This is a genomic window from Candidatus Krumholzibacteriia bacterium (genome assembly GCA_035268685.1).
Lineage (GTDB): Bacteria > Krumholzibacteriota > Krumholzibacteriia > JAJRXK01 > JAJRXK01 > JAJRXK01.
This window is the reverse complement of the sequence record DATFKK010000115.1, coordinates 1-23,182: the sequence shown is the minus strand read 5'-3', so window position 1 is coordinate 23,182 and position 23,182 is coordinate 1. Positions and strand designations below refer to the sequence as shown.

The following is a 23,182-nucleotide window of genomic DNA, read 5'->3' as shown; positions in this document are numbered from 1 at the left end:
GTCAGATCACCCGAGGTGAAGTCGAAGGCGCCCGACGTGAACACCACGTCGCCGTTACCGTCGCGTCCCTCGACCTGCACGAAGATCCGGCGACCCTCGGGATAGCCCGTGGGCAGCTTGTGGCCGGTGTCGTTGGTGATGCGGACGTCGACGCCGTCGTCGGCCGCGGTCACGTCGAGCTGGATCGCCTTCTCCAGGGTCTCCTGCGCCCGGATCTTCGAAGCCTCGAGCTGGGCCACGTCGACCTCGTCCGGATAGGCGTCGGCGATCATGTCCTGCACGAAGGTGTTGCCCCCGGTCATGTCGTGCAGCGGAAGATCCGTGCGCACGGGCGCATCGGGATCGTTCGCACCCACGCCGGTCACGTCGCGCATGTGGCAGTCCTGGCAGGTCTCGACCACGCCGCCGTACTGCGGAAGGTCCACCCCGCCGGCGGCGAAATCGCTCGCCTTCCACTCGCTGTAGGTGCGCTCCACCGGACCCATCTGCGACTGGTCCATGGTAGGATGCGCGGCGTCGAACTCGTTCGGCGCGTAGTCGTCCTCGCCGACCTTGCTGAAGGCCGGGTTGCTGACGTCGTGGCAGGTCCCGCACAACTCGCTCGAGCGGTGGAAGTTCGACTCGAGGACGGGGTGGCCGGTGTCCAGGGCATCGGCGTAGGGGCCGCGCTTCGGAGCGGTCGGCGCCATGACGTACTGCCCACTGGTGTACTGGGTCGGCACGTCGTCGAGGTCGGCGAGGATCCCGGCGTCCTCGGCCGGGCTGACGCCATCGACGTAGTTCCAGTCGACGAGCTTGTGGCAGAAGTCGCACGAGATGCCCTGGCGGTCCTCGGCGGTGAGGCTCTCGCCCGAGGTGTCGAGGGAGCGGCCGGCCAGCCAGCCGCGGGGCGAGTGGCAGCGGATGCACAGGTCGCCGACGGCCGGCGCGTCCTGTTCGGCCACGGCGAGGCAGGCCAGGAACAACGGATCGCGCGCCGATTGCGCCATCATGCTGCCGCGCCAGTTGGCCCACGGTTCGACGGCGGTGTCGTAGTTACCGTGGCAGGTGGCGCAGTTGTCGTCGGGGTCGGCCAGCACAGGGCCCTCGAAGGGCTGCGTGCCCGGCAGGTCGACGTCGCGCAGCGTGGTCGGCACGCGGCCGTCGGGCGCGGGGCCGATGGTGAAGGTCGACGGGCTGTCGCCGGATCCCTCGTTGCCGGCGCTGTCGGTCGCGATCACGCGGACGAGTTGGCCGGGGCCGGGGCGGCTCGGCACGAACCAGTCGTAGCTGCCGGTGTCCGACAGCCCGAAGCTCGCGGCCTTCCACGTGAGGCCGCCGTCGTCGGAGTGCTCCACGAGCACCGACGCGATGTCGCTGGCGTCACTGGTGGTCCACGTCACGGCCACGGTGCTGTTCGGAGTGAGCGTCTCGCCGCCGCTGGGGAAGGTGACCGTCACCAAGGGCGGATCCTCGTCCACGGTCGCCGACGGCGTGACGTGGGGGGAGATCTCGGCCAGCGGGATGTTCACCACCGACGCCAGGTCGTCGTTGCTCAGGCCCGGGAAGGTCGGAGTGTTGGGGAAGTTCACCGTGTCGGTGATCTCGGTCAGGTTGTCGTGGCCGTCGGTGTCGGGATCCTCGGTCTCGATCGCCACGAAGGCCTCGGCGCTCGACAGGCCCTGCGCGCGCAGGGTCTCGACGCGGCTGCCGTACCAGTTGCGCGGACCGCCGCCGTTGAAGTCGTAGTGGCATGCCCCGCAGTGGGCGGAGTTGCTCGGCAGGACATCGAGTGCCGAGCCCTCGGCACCGGGGTAGGTCGAGAAGAAGTCCCGACGGATCGGATTCTTGGCCTGGGCGTCGGCCGCGACGATCAGCAACACGGCCACACCGAGCAAGGAGACGAAGCGACGCACGGGGGTCCTCCTCCGTGGAACGGGAACGCTCGCCTCGCTGGGGAAGTTGTCCGGGCGCGATCGGGCAAGGAGACGTGAAGTCGTCGATCAGCCTAGGGCACCGGCGTTCCGAACGGGGGCTGCGGATTCGTGATGGCGGGCGAAACGGCCAGAGGCCGTCGGTTCCGGGCATCTGGGCCAGGAAAATAATGCATGATCACCAGTAGCCCCGCGTCGTGTCGCGCCGTCCGGAACCGTTCTCGGAAAGCTTCGGAGCCGAGGACCCGCGAGGGGCCGAGACTGATCCGTTCGCACCACCGCCATCCTTCCGGGATGCCGGAAGAAATCGTGCCGCTCGTGGGCGACGATGGGACGCACGAAGGCGCCTTCCGCGGTCCGGCGGCGGGAGCCATCCGTCCCGTCCTCCGGAACACGCCGGGGGTTCGGTTGGTGCGTCGGCTACAAGTCATGACATCACAACAGCTTGAGAGCTTGGTGCTCGTCGGACGCATGCAGTGCGGACCCGGAACCCCCGAACCCCGTGCCGACGGCCCGCAGGTGGACCGGTTCTTGAAGTGCGTCATCGCAGTTGGAATCCGCGCCTGTTCCCCCCGGCGCGCGGTCGCACCGTGCAGAGCCGGGGTTCACGTGCCCGCCCACGACGAGGATCCGGTCTCATGAAGAATCTCCCCCTCTCGGTCAAACTCATCGGCAGCTTCCTGCTGGTCGCCCTGATCACCGTCGGTGTGGGTATCGTCGGATTGAACGGGGTGAGGTCGGTCAGCAGCGAGCTCGACGACGTGGCGAACGTCTCGATGCCCAAGGCCGAGAGCCTCACGATGATGGAGGCCGAGCTCAACGATCTCGTCGCGGTGCTGAACACCAGTCTCAGCCCGTGGCTCTCGCACGACGAGCGCGAGGCGATCGACGACCGCATCGATGCCATTCGCGTACGGTACGGTGGTGAGATCCGTCAATACGAGGAGCTGCCGCACACCTCACGCGAGAATCAGCTCTGGACCGAACTGCAGAGCCGTATGGCCGATTGGGCGAAGATCAACGACGAAGCCCTGGCCCTGAACCAGCAACTGCTCGAAACCGACATCCTCGATCCCGCCGGACTGCAACGCGACCTGCAGAAGTTCCGTGGCGACCACTACAAGGTGGCCGACGCAGTGGCGCGGCTGTTGGAGGACGGGACCCGGTTCGAGGGCGGCGGCGACCCCACGGCCTGTGCCTTCGGGCGCTGGAGCGCTGCCTACGAGACCGAGAACCCGGAGATCGAGGCCGCACTCACCGCGATCGCCGGCCACCACGACGAGTTCCACGAGACCATCGAGGCGATCAAGACGAACCTTGCCGCCGGTCGTGATGCAGCGGCCGACGAAGCCCACGAAGAACTCATGGTGCACGCCCAGCACGTCTTCGAGTACTTCGACGAGTTGCGGGCCGAGGCCGATCGGGTGGCGTCGATCTACGAGACCATGACCTTGAAGCTGGTCGTGGATTCGAAGCAGGGTCGCGAACACAGTTTCGAGACGTTGCACGAACTCACGGACCTGGTCGAAGAACAGGCCGCCGAGAAGACGGTGAACGCCGAGCAGGTGGCTTCCCGGGCACAGACCGTGGGCATCGTCGGCATGACCGTGGGGGCCCTGCTGGCCATGGCCCTGGGTTGGGTCATCACCCGGATGATCACCAGGCCCGTGCTCGCCGGCGTGGAGTTCGCGCAACGCATGGCGAAGGGTGATCTCACGGCCGACCTGGACATCCACCAGAAGGACGAGATCGGTCGGCTGGCCGCGTCACTCAACGACATGGTCGAACGTCTGCGCTCGGTGGTGGGTGACGTCGGCTCCGCCGCTTCGAACGTGGCCACTGGCAGCGAGGAACTGTCGACCTCGTCGACCAAACTCAGCAAGGGCTCGACCGAGCAGGCGGCCAGCGTGGAAGAGGTCAGCTCGAGCATGGAGGAGATGGCGGGCAACATCCGCCAGAACACCGAGAACGCCGCGCAGACCGAGCAGATCGCCACCAAGGCCAGCCAGATGGCCACCGACGGCGGGCAGGCGGTCGAAGAGACGGTCGCGGCCATGAACCAGATCGCCGAGCGCATCGGGATCGTGGGCGAGATCGCCGGGCAGACCAACCTGCTGGCCCTGAACGCCGCGATCGAGGCCGCCCGTGCCGGCGAGCACGGCAAGGGCTTCGCCGTGGTCGCGAGCGAGGTGCGCAAGCTCGCCGAGCGCAGCCAGAAGTCGGCGGCCGAGATCAGCGAGCTTTCGACGAACAGCGTCGAGGTCGCCACCCGGGCCGGCGAATACCTGCAGCAGATCGTTCCCGACATCCAGAAGACGGCCGACCTGGTCCAGGAGATCAGCGCGGCCAGTCGCGAGCAGAACTCCGGCGCCGAGCAGATCAACATGGCGATCCAGCAGCTCGACGACGTGATCCAGCAGAACGCCTCGGCCAGTGAAGAGATGGCCGCCACGAGCGAGGAGCTGGCCGGCCAGGCCGATCAGCTCCAGCAGAACGTCGGCTTCTTCCGTGTCGACACGGGACACTGAGCGGGAGGGATGAAGATGAGTACGCAGCAGACGATCGATCCTCGCACGCAGGCCGACGACACGTCGCAGTACCTGACCTTCCGGCTGGGCGACGAGATCTTCGCCCTGGGGATCTTCGAGGTCCGCGAGGTCCTCGAGTACCGCCCGGTGACCCGGGTCCCGCGTACGCCACCCTTCATGGAGGGTGTGATCAATCTGCGCGGTGCCGTGGTGCCGGTCGTCGACCTGCACATGAAGTTCGGGACCGGACGCACCGAGAAGACCGTCGACACCTGCATCGTGATCACCGAGCTCGAGTTCGACGGCGAGACCATGCACCTCGGTGCCCTGGCCGACTCGGTGGAAGAGGTCTTCGCCATGAGCGACGCCGACGTCGAGCCGGCCCCTCGCATGGGCACGCACCTCGACGTGGACTTCATCAAGGGCATGGGCAAGAAGGGCGACGACTTCGTCATCATCCTCGACGTGAATCGGGTGTTCTCGCCCGAGGAGATGCAGGCGGTGATCGCCTCGGACTCGGTGGCGGACGAGGACGCTTCGACGGCTTCCGCCTGAGACGCAGCGTGCCAGTGAAGGGGGTTGTCCGGTCGGGCCGGGGGCGCTACGGTGCTTCCGCTCCCGTGCCACCCCCTTCGACCCTGGGGTGTCGCGATGCCACTCGTCTTCGAGATCCGAATCGAACCCGGACTGGTCCTCGAGACCGGTGAGGGAACCATCGCTCCCGACGACCTGCTCGGCGTGCGTCGCCGTGAGGCAGAGCATCCGGACTTCGCGGCCTGCCGCGTGATCCTCACCGACGCGCAGCGCGTGACCGATCCGCAGGTCACGCCGACCGATCTCCGGGCCCTTGCCGCCTACATCGCGAGCCGCCAGGACGTGTACGCCGGCAAGCGATGGGCCTTCGTCATGGACCACCCGCGGGCCACCGGCCTGGCCCTTCTGCTGCAGCAGCTGTTCACGGAGTCCGGCCTGCTCGAAGCGAAGGTCTTCGCGACGATGACGGCCGCCCGCGAGTGGCTGGGCCTGGATCCTCCGCCCGACTGATCCGGACGGTCGCGATCGTGGCCGGCGGGCCCTACCTTGCCCCCGTGGGCAGTGATCCACGGCCGGCGCCCGCCCGGTCCCCGACCACCCCTTCCGGACGAAGAGCACGTGAATCTCGAACAGGACTTCAAGGACGCCCTGGCCAGCTGGGCCTCGGGTGTGAGCATCGTCGCGGCCAACGCCCCCGACGGGAATTCCTACGGGCTGACCGTGTCGGCCTTCAACTCGGTTTCGCTCGATCCTCCGCTGGTCATGGTGTGTCTGTCGGGCAGCAACCGGCTGCCGGCGCTGATCCGTGACGACGGCCGCTTCTCGGTGTCGATCCTCGCCTCCGGCCAGGACGAGGTGTCGAACCACTTCGCGCGCTCCGGCCGCGATCCTGGACCGGGTCTCGACGGCTTCGGGGCCGAGCAGGGCGATCGCCCGCCGGTCGTCGCCGGTGCGGCGTCGAGCCTGCAGTGCGACGTGCACGACACGATCGACGAAGGCGACCACACGATCGTGGTCGGACGGGTCGTCGAGGCGCACACCGACGAGGTCGTGCCCGTGCTCGTGTACCACCGCCGTGGGTATCACGGCGTCGGCGACTGAGCACGGGCCGTGCGCTGGACGATCGGCATTCTGCTCGTGGTCGGGTCGCTCGCGGGGTGCGACACCGCCGACGACGGGTGCCGCGGAGTGGGGACCTTCGTCCTTCGCAACGACACCGCGCAGGACCTGCGCGCGCGGACGCCCTTCGCGGTGACCGACACGCTGTTCACGGTTCCCTCCGACAGCGCGGTCGTGCTCGGCTCCTTCGAGGGCGAGTTCCCCGACAGCTACCCCGACCCCCGCGATCTCATGGGCTGCCTGAGCCTCGCGACGGCCGACGCCGACTCGGTGGTCTTCCGGCTGGCACCGAGCGCCGCACCGCGTGACTGGGTGTTCGAGGAGACGGCCGAGTGCCGCGCCACCTTCACGCTCACGGTGGCCGACTCGATGCTCGGTGCCGACGCGGGTATCGACGACTGTCCCGATCCCTTCGCCCGTGCCTGGTCGAGCCGGCGCTGATCGTCTAGGTTCTGCGACGGACCCAACCCCCTGGAGTCGTCATGACGCAAGAGCGGTCGAATCCCCGCACCGAGCGGGACCTCGAGAGTGTGGACGCCGAACATCGCCTGCAGATCGAACTGCTCGACGCCCTGATCGCCGCGGCCCAGAGCGGGCGGGGCGACGACCACGTCGACGAGCTCCTGCAGCGTCTTCGCGACGTGTCCGAGGCGCACTTCCTCAGCGAGGACCTGCTGATGCGTCTGCACGCCTATCCCGAGCACGCCGAGCACGTGGCCGAGCACGAGGAGATGACCAGTATCCTCGACTCGTTGCGCGAGGCGGTCAGCTCGCCGGACGTGGGCCGGATCTCGGCGCTGCGGCAACGCTTCGTCCACCACATCCTCGACAAGGACGAGCGCCTGGAGAAGTTCCTGGACGAACCGGGCCGCAACGACGGTCTGAGCACTCCGGACATCGTCTGAGCACCGTCTCCCTGATCCCACGGACCGCAAGATCCGGGGCGGCCCCATCGGCGTGTGGAACGCTCCGGCGCAGGATCCGTCCGCGACGGCCGGGAACGACCGTCGGATCCCGCGAGAGGAGAGACCATGACCACGCGCAAGTGCCACGTGTGTGGCAACGAGTACGACAAGCCGCTCGAGATCACGGTGAAGAACAACACGCGTAGCTACGACTGCTTCGAGTGCGCGATCCACGACCTGGCCCCGGCCTGTGGGAACTGCGGCGTGAAGATCGTCGGACACGGTGTCGAGGCCGGAGACACCATGTACTGCGGCGCGCACTGCGCGCAGCAACAGGGGGCCGCGGCCCTGCAGGATCGGGCCTAGTGTCCGACCGGATCGGCGAGTCGGGGGGCTAGACGGCGACCTTCGCCACCTGGCGTACGATCTCGGCCGGGATCTGGTCCAGGGACTTCTGGATCGACACGGCGCCGCGTTCGTAAGCCTCCTTGGGCATGCCGTAGACCACGCAGCTCTCCTCGTCCTGGCCGATCGTCACCGCGCCCAGATCGTGGAGTTCCTTGAGGCCCTTGGCGCCGTCATCGCCCATGCCGGTCATGATCACACCGAGGGCGTTGCGCCCGGCGTAGCGGGCGGCCGAGCGGAACAGGACGTCCACACTCGGGCGATGGCGGCTCACGAGCGGGCCTTCGCGGACCTCGACGTGGTACCGCGCTCCGCTGCGCTTGAGCAGCGTGTGGAAGTTGCCCGGAGCGATCAGTGCGTGTCCGCGCAGCACGGTGTCGCCGTTCGCCGCTTCCTTCACGTTGACCGCGCAGATCGAGTCGAGGCGCTCGGCGAAGCTGCGGGTGAAGTTCTCGGGCATGTGCTGGACGATCACGATCCCCGGGACGTCCATGGGCAGTGCCTGCAGCACCGCGCGTACGGCCTCGGTGCCCCCCGTCGATGCACCCATCACGATCACCTTGTCGGTGGTCACGTCCATGGCCTTCGTCACGCCGGGGAGCATGGCGTCGGCGGTCAGCTTGGGTTGGACCTTCATGGGCCGCGACAGTTTCTGGAGTTTGGCCTGCGCGGCGGCCCGCACGGCATCGGTGATCCGTACCTTCGACTCTTCCAGGAACTGGCGGGTTCCGATCTTCGGCTTGGGAATGATCTCGACCGCACCGGCCTCGAGTGCCTGCAGCGTGGTCTTCGATCCGTCCTCGGCGAGGCTCGAGCACACGACCACCGGAATGGGGTGCTGACTCATGAGCTTCTTGAGGAAGGTGATACCGTCCATGCGCGGCATCTCGATGTCCAGGGTGATCACGTCGGGCCGTTTGCTTCGCATCACGCCGGCGGCGGCGAAGGGGTCGGATGCGGTGCCGATCACCTGGATGTCCGGCGCGTCCTCGAGCACGGCCTGCAGCGTCTGGCGCACCATGGCGCTGTCGTCGACGATCAGCACGCGGATCGGATTCCTCTTCATGCTCCATCCCCTTCCACGTTCCGTTTGCGGCGGTAGACGGCAGCGCCGACGCGGTCGACGCGAGGACCGGCGCCCTGGGCCGACTCCGAGTGTCCGAGGTACAGGTAGCCGCCGGGACGCAGTCGATCGACGAGGGCCTCGACGACACGGATCTGCGTGGGGCGGTCGAAGTAGATCAGTACGTTGCGGCAGAAGATCACATCGAGATCGTCGGGGACCCTGTACGGGGGCTGCATCAGGTTGAGCATCCCGAAGGTCACCCGCTGTCGCAGGGAGCGGGCCATCTTGATCTGCGTTCCGTCACGCGATCGCAGCAGATAGCGGGAGCGATACTCGGCGGGAACGGCCTCGGCGTGGCCGGCCGGGTAGACCGCCTGCACTGCCTTCTCGAGCACGCGCCGCGAGATGTCGCTGGCCAGGACCCGGAAGTCGAAGTCGTTCTGCCGCCGCTTCGCGTCCATCAGGGTCATGGCGATGGTGTAGGGCTCTTCGCCGCTACTCGAGGCCGCGCACCACACGTCCAACCGCGGACGGTGGCGGCCGGTCAGCAGCGCGGGAAGGGCCACGTCGGCCAGGTGGTCGAAGTGGTCGGGCTCGCGGAAGAGATCGGTCTTGTTCGTGGTGATGTGGTCGAGGAAGTTCTGTCGTTCTGCCGGGTCGCCGTCGGGGTCGAGAACCCGGTCGACGTAGGTCCGGAAGTCGGACAAGCCGAGTTGGCGCAGCCGCTTCCGCAGCCGCGCCTCGACCATGGTGTGTTTTCCGGGAGGGAGCTGGATCCCGAGTTCGTCGCGGACGAATCTCGAGATCCGGTCGAACTCCCTCCGGCCCAGCGGGGGCTGGGCCGCCCGTTCGGGCTCAGTCGGCGTTGCGCTTCTGGGGCTCACCGGTCGCCGCCTCGGCCTCGTGGTCCGAAACGCGAAGGCTGTTCTCCAGCACGCTGGCCATTTCGTCGTTGGAGAACACGCGATCGACGTCGAGGATGATGACGAATTCCTCGTCCTTCTTGCCCATGCCCTTGATGAAGTCGACGTTCAGGTGCGTGCCCATGCGGGGCGGCGGCTCGATCTGCGAGGCGTCCATGTCGAACACCTCTTCGACCGAGTCGGCCAGGGCCCCCAGGTACATCTTCTCACCGTCGAAGTCGACCTCGGCGATCACGATGCACGTGTCCGGGGTCTTCTCGGTCTCGCCGGTGCCGAACTTCATGTGAAGGTCGACCACCGGGACCACGGCACCGCGCAGGTTGATGACCCCTCGCATGAAGGGTGGTGTGCGCGGCACGCGGGTCACCGAGCGGTACTCGAGCACTTCGCGGACCTTGAAGATCTCCAGGGCGAAGATCTCGTCGCCGAGGCGGAAAGTCAGGTACTGCGAAGTGGCACTGGTGGTTTCCAAGCTCACTGTCTGGTCCTCCTGAACGGATCCTCGGGACGCCATCAGTAGGTCTCGAAGCCGTCGTCGTCGTCATCGGCACCCATGTCCAGCGCCACGCCGACCACGGCGTCTTCGACCTTCTCGGCCTCGGCCTTCGGTTGCGGACTCGGTGCGGGCTTCGACGCCGGCTTCGAGGTCGGCTTCGGCGCGGAGGCCACGACCGGCTTCGCGGTCGGACGCGCTGCACGCACCACGCGGTGACTCTCGTCGACGCGGAAGAAGGCCACGCCCTGCTGCAGGCTGTCGGCCTGGCCGGCGAGCTCCTCGCTCGTGGCGGCCATCTCTTCGCTCGCCGAGGCGTTCTGTTGGATCACTTCGTCGAGCTGCTGGATCGCCAGGTTGATCTGGTCGGCGCCGGCGTTCTGCTCGCTGCTGGCCGCGCTGATCTCCTGGACCAGGTCGGCGGTCTTCTGGATGTCGGGCACGATCTTGCCGAGCATCTCGCCAGCCTGCGTGGCGACCTCGACGCTGCTCGTCGACAGCTCGCTGATCTCGGCCGCGGCCTTCTGGCTGCGCTCGGCCAGCTTGCGTACCTCGCTTGCGACCACGGCGAAGCCCTTGCCGTGCTCGCCGGCCCGGGCGGCCTCGATCGCGGCGTTCAGGGCCAGCAGGTTGGTCTGACCGGCGATCTCGCCCACGATGTTGATGCGCTCGGCGATCTGGTTCATGGCGGCGACGGTCTTGTCGACGGCCTGACCGCCCTCGGTGGCCATCTGACTGGCCTGGGTGGCGATCTTTTCCGTCTGCGACGCGTTCTCGGCGTTCTGACGGATGTTGCTGGCCATCTCCTCCATGCTCGAGCTGACCTCTTCGATCGAAGATGCCTGCTGGGCCGAGCCCTGCGACACCTTCTGCGAGGCCGTGCTGAGCTCCTCGGAGCCGGTCGAAACGTTGTCTGCGTTCGACTTGACGTCGCCGACGACCTTGCGCAGCTGCTCGACCATGCTGTTGAGAGCGTTGGCCAGCAGACCGACCTCGTCCTTCTGCTCGATGTCGATGTTCTGCGTCAGGTCACCGTTGGCCAGCTCGCGCGCGAAGGCCACACCCTTGCCCAGCGGGCCGGTGATGGTGCGCGTGATGAAGATGGCGAAGACGATGCCGATGACGGCGCAGATCGACAGGCCGGTGATCAGCACGACGGAGGCCTGCTGCAAGGCGGCCTGGGCCTCCTGAGCAATTCTCTCGGTCTCCTCGATCCCCTTCGAAGCAATGGCCTGGGCCTTCTCGAGGACCTCGCCCCCCGCCACGTCGCGCTGCTTGCCCAGCTCGTTCAGGCCGACCCAGGCCGTCTCCAGCTCCCGCATGCCCTCCTGGTACTGGCCAGCGGCGCTCTCGGTCGCGTCGATCTTGGCAATGTCGGCATCGAGACGGGTGATCTCTCGTAGGTCGGCGAAGATCGTGTCCATCTTCTGGAAGTGTTCGTAGGCCTCGCGCAGCTCGTCCGGGTCGCGGTTGGCCTGGGCCTTCCAGGCGGCGATCCGTGTGGCATTCCCCACGTCGATGACGTCGTTCAGCAGCTCGACCTTGCGACGGCGCTCGTCGACCTTCGCGGGCGGATCGCCAGCGACGATCTCCGACTTCAGGCGCTGGGTCTGTATGGCGAGCAGGGCCTCGGTGGCTTCCATGTAGTCGGCTGCGGCCTCGTCCAGGAGAGAACGAGCCGCCTCGAGCTCGCCGTTGCGGTCGGCGGTGTCCTTCTTCAGGCCGTCGTAGGTGGTGACCGCCTCGCGCACATCGCCAATGGCGCTCTCGAGCAGCGTGAGCTGGGTCGAGTCGTCGGCCAGTTCTCCGGCACGGTCCATGGCCCCGCTGACCTCGACGAGCGCGTCCGTGGCGTCGTCGAAGTAGGCCTCGTTGGCGGTCAGTCCGTAGCCGCGCATGGCGTACATGGTCAACAGGCTGCTGCGCTCGAGGTCGTTGGCGATCCGGACCTCCGGAACGTATTCCTCCGCCAGCCAGTTGGACTTCTCCTTGATGTTGTTCATGCTCGAGATGGCGATCACGCCCAGCACGACGGTCAGGGCGATCAAGAGCCCGAAGCCCGCACCGAGCTTCGCCCCGATCTTCACGTTCTTGATCACAATGATCTTCCTTTCCCGGGTTTGGGGGCGTCGCCGCGGCGGCGTCCCGGAAATCTCACCGACTGTCACGAGGACTGACCGACGGCCATGAGTTCCTCGCGTTGAGCCCCACGGCTCAATGCCTGCACGTCGAGGATCAGCGCCACGGTCCCGTCGCCCAGGATCGTGGCTCCGCTGAAGCCCTCGATGTGCTCGTACATGCGGCCGAGATTCTTGATCACTGCCTGGATCTGTCCCTCGACCTCGTCGACGACCAGGCCGAAGCCCTGGCCGTCGGAATGGGTGATCACCAGCTGTTGGACCGCGGGCGCCGGCCGGCCGTCGTGGAAGAACTTCCGCAACGAGGTGTAGGGCACCAGATGCCCTCGCATCTCGACGACCTCTCGACCGTGGGCACGCTGGAGGTCGTCCTGCGTGAGGTCGGTGCATTCGTCGACCAGACTCAGCGGGATCACGTAGCGTTCGTCCTCCACGCGCACGAGCAGACCCTCGATGATGGCCAACGTGAGCGGGAGTTTCAGGGTCACGGTGGTGCCCTTGCCGAGTTCGCTGTCCACCGACACCGAACCCCGCAGGCCCTCCACGGACCGCTTCACCACGTCCATGCCCACGCCGCGTCCGCTGACGCTGGTGAGCGATTGGGCGGTGGAGAAACCTGCCTCGAAGACGAGCTTGTAGATCTCCGGTGGCTGGATCGGGTCATCGGCGCTGATCAGCCCGTTCTTCACGGCCTTCGCGCGGATCTTCTCGGGATCCATGCCTGCGCCGTCGTCGCGGATGGTGACCACGACGTGCGCCTCGGAGTGCTCGGCCGAGAGGTGGATCACACCGTGGCGGGACTTGCCGGAGGCTTCGCGTGCCTCGGGGGTCTCGACCCCGTGATCGACCGAGTTGCGGATCAGGTGTACCAGCGGGTCGGCCAGGCGCTCGATCATGGTCTTGTCGAGCTCGACCTCGGCCCCGGTGGTCTGCAGTTCGATTTCCTTGCCCAGGTCTGCCGACAGGTCGCGCACAACGCGGCGGAAGCGGCTGAAGGTGGTGCCGATTGGTAGCATGCGGATGCTGAGCGCATTGTCGCGCAGGTCGGCCACCAGCCGCTCCATCTCCTCGGTGATCCCGAGCAGAGCGGGTTCACGCGACCCCGAGGCGATCTGGTTCAGGCGTGCCTGTGCGGTGACCAGCTCGCCGACCAGGTTCACGAGCAGCGTGAGTTTGTCGACGGGCACACGGATGCTCTGGTTCTCGTCGCTGCGTTGGCGGCGCTTCTCGCGCACGATCTGCTGCTCGGCCAGGGCCGATTCGATGGTGGTGTCGCTGACCACACCGCTCTCGGTCAGGATCTCGCCGAAACGCTTCTGCGCCGTGACGGCCTCGTCCATCTGCGCGCCGGTGATGTCGCCGCGCTCGACGAGGATGTGGCCGAGCTTCCGTTCGTCGATGTCGCCGTCGTCGGGCTGGTCGACCACGGAGATGTCGATCTCGGCACGGTCGTCGACGAACATGAACACGTCGTGGATCGCATCGGTGCCCTTGTCGGTGGTCAGCAGGACGTCCCACCACACGTAGCACTGCTCGGGGTCGAAGTCCTCGAGGGTGTGGATCTCGTCGTCGTATCCGAAGACCAGACAGTCGCCCAGGCCGCGCAGTTCGCGCAGCAGCGGAACGATGTTCGTGCCGTTGGCGAAGATTCCCCGCGCGGGCTTGAAACGGACACGATAGGTGACCGGTTCCTTCTTCCGGGATGCTGCCTGTGTCTTCGGAGCGTCGGCATCGCCGGCGTCACCGCCCATGATCTGCTTCACGCGCACGAGGATCGGCGCGCCGGCACTCACCTCTGCGTCGTCGTTCAGCAGGCCCCGGATGTGGTCCTTCGCTCGGAGCCCGAGGTCGACGATCTCGCGATCGATGCTCAGCTCACCCTCGCGCACCTTGTCGAACATGGTCTCGATGTCGTGCGTGAACTCGGCGATGGTGTCGAAGCCGTTCATCGCGCCCGAGCCCTTGATCGTGTGCAGCGCCCGGAAGGTCCGGGCCACGAGTTCTTCGTCGTCGGGCGATTCCTCGAGCTCGAGCAGGGTCTCTTCGAGTTCGCTCAGCAGTTCCTCGGCCTCGAGTCGATAGGTCGCGGCGAAGTCGGTGGGATTGACGCTCACGCGATGACCTCCGGTTCCTGGCTGACGAGCCGCTGGTAGATGGTGCCGAAGCCGACCTCCTGGCAGAGCGCCTCGATCGAGTCGCTCTCGTCGATCAGTCGCAGCGACTTGCCCGCCTCCTTGGCGGTGTGAGTGGCGGCGAGGAGGATCTGCACGAACGACAGGTCGGCGCTGTCGACCTCACGCAGGGTGAGGCTCACCGAGTCGCTGTCGGCGAGGGCCTTCCGCAGCGCAGCGGTCAATTCCGCGGCCCGCGTGAGGTCCAGCGATCCGGTCCAGACCAGACCGTTCTCGACCGGAGGGTCGGCCGAAGACTTCGCCTTCGGCGAGCCCGATGCCGTCGTCGGTTTCGCCGTGCCCGGCGCCGACCGGCGTGACGAGGTCTTGCGCGAGGCGGTCTTCTTCGCAGCGGTGGGCATGGAAACACTCTCCACGGCAGCTTCTGAGGGAGTGCGGCCGGATCCTGCTCCCGGATCCGATGTCCGCGACGCGCCCTCGATACGCAAGACCGGGACCAGACCACGCCACCCGGAGCCATCACGGGCTCTCGGAGGCCGTCACGGGGAACGGCCTGGTGCACACTCACCACGAAATGGTCGACGTGCCCCACGTGATCGTTCCGGAGAGCGGAACGGAGGTGGTCCCGACCCCTTCGACCGCGGTCGACTCTCGTCCGGCATGTCGGAAACGACTGCCCGGAACCTGAGCGACTCTTCAGCGGGGGATCGCGAGATCCTCGATCGCTTCGGCCAGCCGTTCCCACGAGAACAGCGCGCGGCGGTCGGCGACACCACGTTCGAGGCGCTCGAGAACACCCGGTTCGAAGATGCGATCGACGGCCGCGGCCAGGGCCTCGGCGTCACCCGGTGGGACGACCAGGCCGGCCAGCTCGTGGGGCACGATCTCGGCCAGCCCGCCCACGTCGGTGATCACCATGGGGCGGCCGAAGTGGTAGGCGATCTGGGCCACGCCCGACTGGGTGGCGGTGCGGTAGGGCTGGACCACGGCGTCGCAGGCCGAGAAGAGCAGGGAGACGTCGTCGTCGGGGACATAGCCCGCGCGAAGGTGCACGCGCGTGTCCAGACCCCGCCGCGCGATCTCCCGCCGGTACGCCTGCTCGTCCTCGTAGAACTCGCCGGCCACGACGAGCTGGACGGTCGGGTGCCGGTCGCCGAGCCGGTCGAGCGCCTCGATCAGCAGGTCCAGCCCCTTGTAGGCGCGGACGTAGCCGAAGAACAGCAGCAGCGGCCGGTCGGGGTCGAGACCCAGGCGCCGTCGCGCCTCGTCGCGGGGCAGGACCTCGCCGAAGTGGTCGTAGATCGGATGTTCGATCCGCCGGATCGGGGCCTCGACGCCGAGGGTACGCAGGTCACGTTCGACCTCGGCGCTGAGTACGACGCAGCCCGCGCAGGCACGCAGGAACCACGATCCCAGGGGACGGTCCCCGGGGCGGCGCTCGTGGGGAATGGCGTTGTGGATCAGTCCGATCGCCGGTCGGCCCGCCGTGCGCAGGACGGTGCCGTAGGACGGGGCGAAGAAAGGCATCCAGTAGTTGAACACGAGGGCGTCCGGGGCGAGGCGGTGCAGGCGCCGGCCGGTGGACCACCAGCTCCATGGTCCGGTCGAGTCGATCCATCGGTGCACGGGAGTCGGGGTGGGCGAGGGGAGGTCCTCGTACTGCGACGTGCCCGGGAACAGTGGGCCGGGGTACTGCCGGGTGAAGGTGACCGGCGTCACGTCGTGCCCGCGCTCGAGAAGGGTCTGCCAGGTGCGGAGCGTGAAGTGCGCGATCCCCCCGCGGTAGGGTGGGAGTGGGCCCACCAGAGCGTAGTGGCTCATGAGCGCCGGGCTCCGGTGAGCTCGGTGTAGATCTCCTCGAAGCGGTCGACCTGGGCTTCGAGTTCGTACTTCTTCGCGTCCTCGTGGGCACGGGCACCGAGCCGTTCCCGCTCGTCGGGCCGATCGACGAGCCGGCGCATCGCGTCGCGCAGTTCGCCGACGGTCGGCTCGACCAGCAGTCCGTTCGATTCGTGCTCGACGACCTCGGGAATCCCACCGCGGCGCGCGCCGATCACCGGGTGACCGTAGCGGAAGGCGTCGATCATCACGCGCGGGAAGTTGTCGTTCCAGATCGAAGGAACCACCAGGAAATCGACCTCGCGCAGCAGGTGGTTCTTGGCGTCCTCCTCGACGAAGCCGTCGAAGTGTGCGTGGTGGGGCCACCGTCCACAGAACGACCGGACCTCCGAGGCCAAGGGGCCGTCCCCGGCGAAGCGGAAGTGCAGCTCGGGGCGGCTGCGGTCCTCGAACCAATCGGTGAGCGCGTCGAGCAACACGCGCACTCCCTTGTGCTCGTCGAGCTGGCCGAGGTAGAGGCCGGTGACCGTGGTGTCGGAGGGCCGTTGGGGGCGCGGCTCGACGCGGGGAGGTCCGGCGTTGGGCACGACCTCGGCCCGGGCGTCGGGGAACTGTTCGTGGTCCAGGTGCCGTTGCAGGACGAAGCGCGACGGGGCGGTCACCACGTCGACGTGCGCCGTCGATCCCCGTTTGAAGTGGCGGTACACGCGGCACGGCCATGGCGCGTCGACGCACTCGACGCCGCTGCGCCGGAGCAGGGTGGTGCGCGGGCACAGCAGGTGGTAGTCGCGTAGCGTGTGGACCACCGGTACCCCTGCGGCATGCGCTGCGTCCCACACGACGCCGGTCATGCCGACGATGGTGTTCGTGTGCACCACGTCCGGCTGCAGCCGGACGAACAGGTCGTCGAGCAAATGGCGCCACCGGCCCGAGCGCAGGTTCGCCACGTGATGGGCCACCTTGCGCCCGATTCCGGGGGAACCACCTCCGGTGTCGATCAGGTCGACGAAACCGTGCGAGGCGGCCTCGTACACTCGGCCGTTCAGCCCCTCGAGTTCGCGCTCGTACAACTGGTCGCGCGTGCCACGCCGGCGACCGGTGGTGGCCACGGCGTCCACGCGATGCCCGCGCGCGCTCAAGCGCAGGCCGAGCATCCAGCTCGACTGCTCGGCGCCGCCGATCACGTTCGGGTAGAACACGCTGTTCTGGATCAGGATGCGCACCACCGGCTCCCGTACGAAGACGTCGCCACCTTAACGCAGGTGACGACGTCCGGCGACCGGTGTTCGGATGGCATCAGCCGGCCAGGGCGGCCTCGATCCGGGCTCGCAGGTCGGGATCGTCGGGAGCGGTGCGGGGCGGGAAGCGGTAGAGCACCCGGCCCTCGCGATCGACCAGGTACTTGGTGAAGTTCCAGGTCGGCTCCTCGAGGTCGCGCGTGAGGTGGCGATACACCATTCCCTGCGCGTCGCCCTTCACGTGGACCTTCTCGAACATGGGGAAGCTCACCCCGTAGGTCTCCGAGCAGAAGGCGCGGATCTGCTCCGGTGTGCCCGGCTCCTGGTTCATGAAGTCGTTGCTCGGGAAGCCCAGCACCACGAAGCCGCGTTCGGAGAACTCCCGGTGCAGGGCTTCGAGACCTTCGTACTGGGGAGTCAGGCCGCACTTGCTGGCCACGTTGACCACGAGTGACACCGCTCCCCGGTAGTCCGCCAGCGAGACGGCTTCGCCCTCGAGGGTGCGGGTCTGCAATTCGTAGAACGACGTGGCCTCGGGGCCGTCCGTCGGCTCGGCCGCCTGGACCTCGCCCCCCACGGTGTTGCGGTAGGTCAGGGCGAAGACCGACACGCCCACGGTGAAGACGGCGGCGGTCACGATCAGGAAGCTTCGCATGGAATCCTCGGCGGGCTCGGGGAAACACCGGTCGAGGAGGCATTCGTCGCTGACGACCGGACGGATGCCGTCGGGGTCAGACCGGCGTGGCCGCCGAGAAGACGTGGTGGAGCACGCGGGACAGTTCGTCGCGCTCGATGGGCTTCGCGAGGAAGTCGTCGCAGCCGGCGGCCAGACACCGGTCACGGTCTCCGGCCATGGCGTTGGCGGTCAGCGCGACGATCGGCGAGGGATAGCCCTCCTCGCGCAGCATGCGCGTGGCCTCGTAACCGTCGACCACGGGCATGAGCATGTCCATGAGTACCAGGTCGTGGATCCGCTGCTCGTCGCGGGCGTCCAGGGCCCGGCGGACGGCCGCCGCTCCGTCGTCGGCCACCTCCACCTCGAGGCCCCGCTTCTCCAGGATCCTGCGCACGAGCTTCTGGTTTACGGCGTTGTCCTCGGCCACCAGGACACGTCCCACGAGTTGCTCGCCGGCACCGTCGTCGGCGGATCCGGTGTCGCGCGCGCTCGCTCCCAGCTCTCGGATCGTGTCGTCTCCGGGCATCACCCCGGGATCGATGCTCACGGTGAACACGCTGCCCAGGCCCGGGCTGCTCTCGACCTCGATGTCTCCACCGAGCAGTTGGGCCAGTCGCCGGGAGATGGTCAGGCCCAGGCCTGTTCCCCCGAAGCGGCGGGTCGTGGAGGCATCACCCTGGGTGAAGGGACGGAACAGACGACCGATCTCGTCGTCGGTCATGCCGATGCCGGTGTCGTGGACCGCGAAGTGCAGTACCGGCTGGCCACTGCGGTGGCCGGCCCGCACGTACACTTCGATCCCACCGCTCTCGGTGAACTTGATCGCGTTGCCGACCAGGTTCACCAGGATCTGGCGGAGTCGCACGGGGTCGGTGCGAATCGTCCGCGGGAGTTCCCCCTTGGCCACGAATTCGAGCCCCAGCCCCTTCTCGAGGGCGCGCGGGGCGACCAGCTTCTGCGCCTCGAGGATCAGACCCGAAAGCGACACCTCGAGACGCTCGACCTCGATCCGATCGGCCTCGACCTTCGAGAGATCGAGGATGTCGTTGATCAGGCGCAGCAGGTGCTGACCGTTGGCGCGTACGGTGTCGAGGTACTCGTCGCGCTGCTCCTCGGTGGGGGCTTCGTCGCTCAACAGATCCACGTAGCCCAGGATGGCGGTCATGGGAGTGCGGATCTCGTGGCTCATGTTGGCCAGGAAGGCACTCTTGGCCGCGGTCGCCTCGAGGGCGCGGGCATTGGCGGCTTCGAGCGCCTCGGCCTGGGCGCGCAGTTCGTGTTCGATGCGCTTCTGACCGCTGATGTCGCGGATCAATCCGGTGAAGTAGACGTCCCCGTCGATCGACATGCGCGACACGGCGATGTGGATCGGGAAGACCTCGCCGTTGCGCCGCAGGGCCACCATTTCGCGCCCGTGGCCGACGACGTTGGGGTTGCCGGTCTGCAGGTAGCGATCGATGTGATCGTCGTGCTGTTCGGCGTGGGGGCTGGGCATCAACGTCGACACGTTGCGCCCGATCATGTCGGCGGCTTCGTAACCGAACATGCGCTCGGCTGCCGGGTTGAAGGTCCGGATACTTCCCATGGAATCGATGATGATGATGGCCTCGGCCGCCGTCTCGATCACCGAGCGCCAACGGGTCCGTTCGGTCTCCACGCGATCCAGGAGATCGTTCACGGCGTGGCCCAGGCGGCCCACCTCGTCGTCCATCGAAACGTCGATCCGCGCGCTGCTCTCCCCGCGCTCGATCGAATCGAGTTGCCGGGTCATGCGTGTGAGCCGGTTCCACAGCCGCGACTGCAGCAGGAGGATCACACAGCCGGTCAGGGCCATGATGGTGAGGAAGGCCACACCGGCCCCGATCAACGCCTCGTGCCGGACCGCGGCGCGGATCTCGCGGGTGTCGAAGACGACGAGGATCCCCGCAGGTTCCGAGCCGTCCCGGGCGGATCGTGCTCCGACGAGCACGGTGGGTTCGTAGAGGGCCACCGTGGTGTCGTCGGACCAGCGATGGGGCCGGCCCTCGGCGTGGGCTTCGGCCACCGTCGTCGGGACCAGGTCGGGAAGGGCGGAACCCTCCCAGCGAGGGCGCGAGGCGATCTCGACCCGGAGCGGATCTCCGCGCAGCACCATGATCGCGTCGACGTCGCGCTCGGCCGCGTGGGCGAGCACGACGCGTCGCAGACGGGTCGTGGTGAGTCCCGAGTTCACCTCGACCTGGAGGGCCCCCAGGACGGCACGTCCGCGCCCGGTCTCGAAGCGCTCGAGGTCCTGCTGGAGGTGCGTCGCCTGGAACCACGCGGCTACGCCGGCCGCCATCAGCGAGATGGCCACCATGGTGGTGACGAGGCGGGTCCTCAGCGTGATGGGTGTGCGCGAGCTGCGGTCCATGAGCGGTCCAGGTCACGAAGGGGTCCGGGATCCACGATGCCGTCCACCGGCGCCGCTCGATCCAGCACGCAGGTTCGGCGCAGAACTCGTTCGTTCGGTCGTGTGGTCGACGCGCAGGTGAGCCGTGGGGTGGAACACGGTGCGGTGCCAGGAGCCGAGTCCGGTCCGGAGTGACCTCGCCGACGTGGAGGGGCAGACCCGACCACGGCGGAGCCGACGAACAGTGCACGCATCGCACGTGGGAGCCGCACGGCGAGGCCTTTCGGACGGAGATCGATCGTTCGATCCGTGCTTCGGCCGGTGGTGGGTGCGACTTGAGCCCGATCAGAGCTCGGCCAGGCGGGCGATCAGCGCGCCCGCGACCTCGGCGTCCGGAGTGGTGAGGAAGATCGGACGGACCCGGTCGCTGCGGCGGATCGTGATCAGGGCCCGGTCGAGATCGACCTCGCAGTCGACCACCGCGCGCAGCGGGATCTCGGTCCGCCGATCGCCGAGCAGGAGGAGGCGCCGGTCGGTGATCAGCAGGGTCCCTTCGCGGTACAGCGACAGGCCGCGGACCACGTGCTTCTGACGGTCGCGCTGGAAACGTTCGAGCACGCGCTCGCGCAGGAGCCGGGCCGGGGCCCGCAGGTGGCAGACCTCGCCGCGCCGGAGATACCGCTGCTCGGTGGGATCGGGCTCCACGACGGGTGGATCGCCCTCTCGCAGGTCGCGCAGACGCCGCAGGCGATCGGCGAGGGCGTTCTCGTCGGCCAGGTCGTCGGGTTCGAGGGCCAGGCGCTCGCGCACGTGGGCGAGGGTCTCTTCTTCGTCGTGGTCGAGCTCGCGGTCGGCGACGGCCTCGAGGTGGACGGCGCGGTAGGCGTGCACGCGGTGGGTCCGGACCTCGGCCGGATCGAGGTCGAGGAGCTGCGACACACCGTCGAGCCGCGCCAGTTCCTGATCGGTCACCTGCCCGTCGAGGACGGCGGCGAGGCTCAGGTCGAGGTGGGCCCGGCGGGCGAGCTCGCGGCGCTCGTCCGCGGGCAGGGGGCGATCGACGTCCAACCGTTCGATCTGCGTGCGCTGCTGCGGCCACTCACGGGCGGGCCGGTCGCCCAGGGGCTCGAGCACGTCGAGCCAGTCGTTCAGACGCTCTCGATGCGAGATGCGGCGGACGGTCCACACGACGCCGCCGAGAGCCGCCGCACCGCAGACCACCGCGAGCAACACGGGCGTCCCCTCGGTCACCGTGGCCAGGACCGCGCCCGCGGCGAGCAGCAGGGTGAGCGTGATCGGAGCCGAGATGCCTCCGCTGTCGAGGCCATCGGTGTCGAGAGGCAGGTCGACGGTGTCCGGTGTCGACGTGTCGTCGCGGCCGTAGGTCACGCCCGTGTCGACCCGCAGGACACGCGGCGGGGCCGGGGCCCCGGTGGCACCGCCCCCGTCGCCCTCGGATCGACCGCCCACCCGTCCCCAGACGCGGCGATGGTACAGGCCGTAGCGACCGGCGTGCGTGTAGACGCGACCGCCGGGCATGAGTCCGACGCGAGCGCCGGTGACGCCGCCGCTCACGCCGATACCGTACTGGGAGAGGTTCAGGCGCAGTGGCCCGAGCTTGAACGCCTTGCGCAGATAGAAACCCACGAGTCCTCACCGGTCCGAGTGCGGGAGCCATCGAACTGTGCGGCCGCGACCCGCGCGGGGCGACGGGCCGCCCGGTGGGAGCCGGCGACCGCGGGAAGGTAAGGTCCGGACCAGGGACCTGTCCATGGCCGGCCCCCGCGCGGCGATCCTCTGTGGCGTGTGGTCAACACGAAGACGATTGGCGGACCGACATTCGCGTGTGACGTCGGGGTAGTCTTTCGGTATGGTACCGGCCTCGGGCGGGTGCGGAGGCTCCCATGGCCGTCCGGGACCGCCCCGTGCGCGGCTCCGTCGCGCCGGGGCGTCTTTTCCGGCAACGGTCGTCCGCACCCGCCTCTTCGATTTCGTGCGGTGGCCACCCTGGTGGTCGAACATTGGGCGCACCTCCGCCGACGCCGTGATCGAGTCCGCGCAGCGTCGACTGCGGCCGATCCTGGTGACCACGGCCACCAACGTGGGTGAGCTGCTGCCGCTGTGTTTCTTCGGCGGGCGGATGTGGTCACCGATGGCGGTGTCGATTCTCTTTCGAGCCGCTGTTCGCGACCACGCTCACCCTGGGCGTGGTGCTGGTTTTGCCTTCGTTGTTGTTCCGGGTGCGGTACGGTCGGTGAGCGCAGAATGCCGAGCGCAGCGGGTGCGCGCTCGGCAGGGAGCGCCCGGGGATGTCTCGCGTGGGCGTTTCGCTGCGGAAGTCGGGGGAGTGGCCGGGGCCGGTGGCCGCGCGGTCGTTTCGTTGCGGAAGTCGTCGCGCGGGTCCGGGTGAGGTCGGGCCGGGCACCGCGTCGTCATGACCGTACGGCTCTGTGGAGCGGATTCGATCGCCGTCGCATGCTTCTCCGCTGCTGGTGCGGTGGGCGGGCGGTGTTCAGCCGACCCCTTCAGCCGACCCCTGCTGATCGCTTCCGCGGCGGAAGCGTCTGGCTCGACGAGAGGAACGGTCGGCCGTCGCGTTCATGGACATGCCCGGGCGATCGTACGCGTCGTTCCGCGTTGGCAGACGAACGTGCGGAATCCATGTGTCGATCGGAAGCCGCGAGCGGCGGCGAGCAGCACGTGCCGTCCGGGCTGGCGGGCGTGGAGTTCGCGCTACGCCGGGCGCTCCATTGGATGGTTCCCGACGAACCATCCCCACCGTTCTGCGCGAGACTCTTGACAGGGTTCTTCGCGGACGGTTTCCGCCGACCGGCGTGTCCCGGCTCGATCGCTTGCCTGACGGCTCTGGTCGCCCGCCTGCGCTTCGTCGCGAGTCGTCAGG

General features: G+C 68.0%; 19 protein-coding genes. 7 read left to right on the top strand and 12 right to left on the bottom strand.

Translation table 11 applies throughout. The features are described 5' to 3' along the window. Window positions 1–1,895 (bottom strand): Ig-like domain-containing protein (locus VKA86_11370; protein HKK71809.1); only part of this gene is annotated, 1,895 nt, incomplete at its 3' end. Between the two features lie 656 nt (window positions 1,896–2,551). Here VKA86_11370 and VKA86_11365 point away from each other — a divergent pair. The 7 genes from VKA86_11365 (at window position 2,552) to VKA86_11335 (ending at window position 7,365) form a co-directional block, all read left to right on the top strand. Beyond that, window positions 2,552–4,441: a methyl-accepting chemotaxis protein gene (locus tag VKA86_11365; protein ID HKK71808.1), complete on the top strand. Its 1,890-nt coding sequence runs from the start codon at window positions 2,552–2,554 to the stop codon at window positions 4,439–4,441. Between the two features lie 15 nt (window positions 4,442–4,456). Further along, on the top strand, window positions 4,457–4,996 hold the full coding sequence (locus VKA86_11360; GenBank protein HKK71807.1) for a chemotaxis protein CheW: 540 nt from the start codon (window positions 4,457–4,459) through the stop codon (window positions 4,994–4,996). 96 nt (window positions 4,997–5,092) lie between these two features. Then, window positions 5,093–5,485 (top strand): hypothetical protein, encoded by a 393-nt coding sequence (locus tag VKA86_11355; GenBank protein HKK71806.1) that lies wholly within the window; start codon window positions 5,093–5,095, stop codon window positions 5,483–5,485. 108 nt (window positions 5,486–5,593) lie between these two features. Then, window positions 5,594–6,076 (top strand): flavin reductase family protein, encoded by a 483-nt coding sequence (locus tag VKA86_11350; protein ID HKK71805.1) that lies wholly within the window; start codon window positions 5,594–5,596, stop codon window positions 6,074–6,076. Window positions 6,077–6,085: 9 nt separating this feature from the next. Further along, entirely contained in the window at window positions 6,086–6,535 is a 450-nt protein-coding gene (locus tag VKA86_11345; protein HKK71804.1) for a hypothetical protein, read from the top strand. Window positions 6,536–6,576: 41 nt separating this feature from the next. Further along, window positions 6,577–6,999, top strand: a complete 423-nt coding sequence (locus VKA86_11340) for a hemerythrin family protein (GenBank protein HKK71803.1) — start codon at window positions 6,577–6,579, stop codon at window positions 6,997–6,999. Between the two features lie 126 nt (window positions 7,000–7,125). Continuing rightward, on the top strand, window positions 7,126–7,365 hold the full coding sequence (locus VKA86_11335; protein HKK71802.1) for a hypothetical protein: 240 nt from the start codon (window positions 7,126–7,128) through the stop codon (window positions 7,363–7,365). Between the two features lie 28 nt (window positions 7,366–7,393). Here VKA86_11335 and VKA86_11330 read toward each other — a convergent pair whose 3' ends face one another. The 11 genes from VKA86_11330 to VKA86_11280 all read right to left on the bottom strand — a co-directional run bounded on the left by VKA86_11330 (window position 7,394) and on the right by VKA86_11280 (window position 21,927). Then, complete coding sequence (locus tag VKA86_11330) at window positions 7,394–8,470, bottom strand: chemotaxis response regulator protein-glutamate methylesterase (GenBank protein ID HKK71801.1); 1,077 nt, start codon at window positions 8,468–8,470, stop codon at window positions 7,394–7,396. Beyond that, the gene (locus tag VKA86_11325) at window positions 8,467–9,354 is read right to left on the bottom strand and encodes a protein-glutamate O-methyltransferase (protein HKK71800.1); all 888 of its coding nucleotides are present in this window, start codon (window positions 9,352–9,354) and stop codon (window positions 8,467–8,469) included. Before VKA86_11325 ends, VKA86_11330 begins: the two co-directional genes overlap by 4 nt. After that, complete coding sequence (locus VKA86_11320; protein HKK71799.1) at window positions 9,326–9,871, bottom strand: chemotaxis protein CheW; 546 nt, start codon at window positions 9,869–9,871, stop codon at window positions 9,326–9,328. The genes VKA86_11325 and VKA86_11320 overlap by 29 nt, the downstream gene beginning before the upstream one ends. Before the next feature lie 35 nt (window positions 9,872–9,906). Beyond that, window positions 9,907–11,985: a methyl-accepting chemotaxis protein gene (locus VKA86_11315; protein ID HKK71798.1), complete on the bottom strand. Its 2,079-nt coding sequence runs from the start codon at window positions 11,983–11,985 to the stop codon at window positions 9,907–9,909. 65 nt (window positions 11,986–12,050) lie between these two features. After that, window positions 12,051–14,138: a chemotaxis protein CheA gene (locus VKA86_11310; GenBank protein HKK71797.1), complete on the bottom strand. Its 2,088-nt coding sequence runs from the start codon at window positions 14,136–14,138 to the stop codon at window positions 12,051–12,053. Further along, the gene (locus VKA86_11305) at window positions 14,135–14,557 is read right to left on the bottom strand and encodes an STAS domain-containing protein (protein ID HKK71796.1); all 423 of its coding nucleotides are present in this window, start codon (window positions 14,555–14,557) and stop codon (window positions 14,135–14,137) included. The genes VKA86_11310 and VKA86_11305 overlap by 4 nt, the downstream gene beginning before the upstream one ends. 295 nt (window positions 14,558–14,852) lie before the next feature. Further along, entirely contained in the window at window positions 14,853–15,977 is a 1,125-nt protein-coding gene (locus tag VKA86_11300; GenBank protein HKK71795.1) for a glycosyltransferase, read from the bottom strand. Then, entirely contained in the window at window positions 15,974–17,218 is a 1,245-nt protein-coding gene (locus VKA86_11295; protein HKK71794.1) for a glycosyltransferase family 4 protein, read from the bottom strand. Before VKA86_11295 ends, VKA86_11300 begins: the two co-directional genes overlap by 4 nt. A 73-nt stretch (window positions 17,219–17,291) precedes the next feature. After that, a complete protein-coding gene (locus VKA86_11290) occupies window positions 17,292–17,888 on the bottom strand; it encodes a glutathione peroxidase (protein HKK71793.1) in 597 nt (198 codons plus the stop codon). Between the two features lie 76 nt (window positions 17,889–17,964). Continuing rightward, window positions 17,965–20,301 (bottom strand): PAS domain S-box protein, encoded by a 2,337-nt coding sequence (locus tag VKA86_11285; GenBank protein HKK71792.1) that lies wholly within the window; start codon window positions 20,299–20,301, stop codon window positions 17,965–17,967. A gap of 324 nt (window positions 20,302–20,625) precedes the next feature. Next, window positions 20,626–21,927 (bottom strand): DUF4236 domain-containing protein, encoded by a 1,302-nt coding sequence (locus VKA86_11280; GenBank protein ID HKK71791.1) that lies wholly within the window; start codon window positions 21,925–21,927, stop codon window positions 20,626–20,628. Window positions 21,928–23,182: the final 1,255 nt, after the last annotated feature.

Coding starts and splice junctions, on each gene's coding strand:
- VKA86_11365 (HKK71808.1), top strand. CDS start 2,552: ATGAAGAATCTCCCCCTCTCGGTCAAACTCATCGGCAGCTTCCTGCTG.
- VKA86_11360 (HKK71807.1), top strand. CDS start 4,457: ATGAGTACGCAGCAGACGATCGATCCTCGCACGCAGGCCGACGACACG.
- VKA86_11355 (HKK71806.1), top strand. CDS start 5,093: ATGCCACTCGTCTTCGAGATCCGAATCGAACCCGGACTGGTCCTCGAG.
- VKA86_11340 (HKK71803.1), top strand. CDS start 6,577: ATGACGCAAGAGCGGTCGAATCCCCGCACCGAGCGGGACCTCGAGAGT.
- VKA86_11335 (HKK71802.1), top strand. CDS start 7,126: ATGACCACGCGCAAGTGCCACGTGTGTGGCAACGAGTACGACAAGCCG.
- VKA86_11330 (HKK71801.1), bottom strand. CDS start 8,470: ATGAAGAGGAATCCGATCCGCGTGCTGATCGTCGACGACAGCGCCATG.
- VKA86_11305 (HKK71796.1), bottom strand. CDS start 14,557: ATGCCCACCGCTGCGAAGAAGACCGCCTCGCGCAAGACCTCGTCACGC.
- VKA86_11300 (HKK71795.1), bottom strand. CDS start 15,977: ATGAGCCACTACGCTCTGGTGGGCCCACTCCCACCCTACCGCGGGGGG.
- VKA86_11290 (HKK71793.1), bottom strand. CDS start 17,888: ATGCGAAGCTTCCTGATCGTGACCGCCGCCGTCTTCACCGTGGGCGTG.
- VKA86_11285 (HKK71792.1), bottom strand. CDS start 20,301: ATGGACCGCAGCTCGCGCACACCCATCACGCTGAGGACCCGCCTCGTC.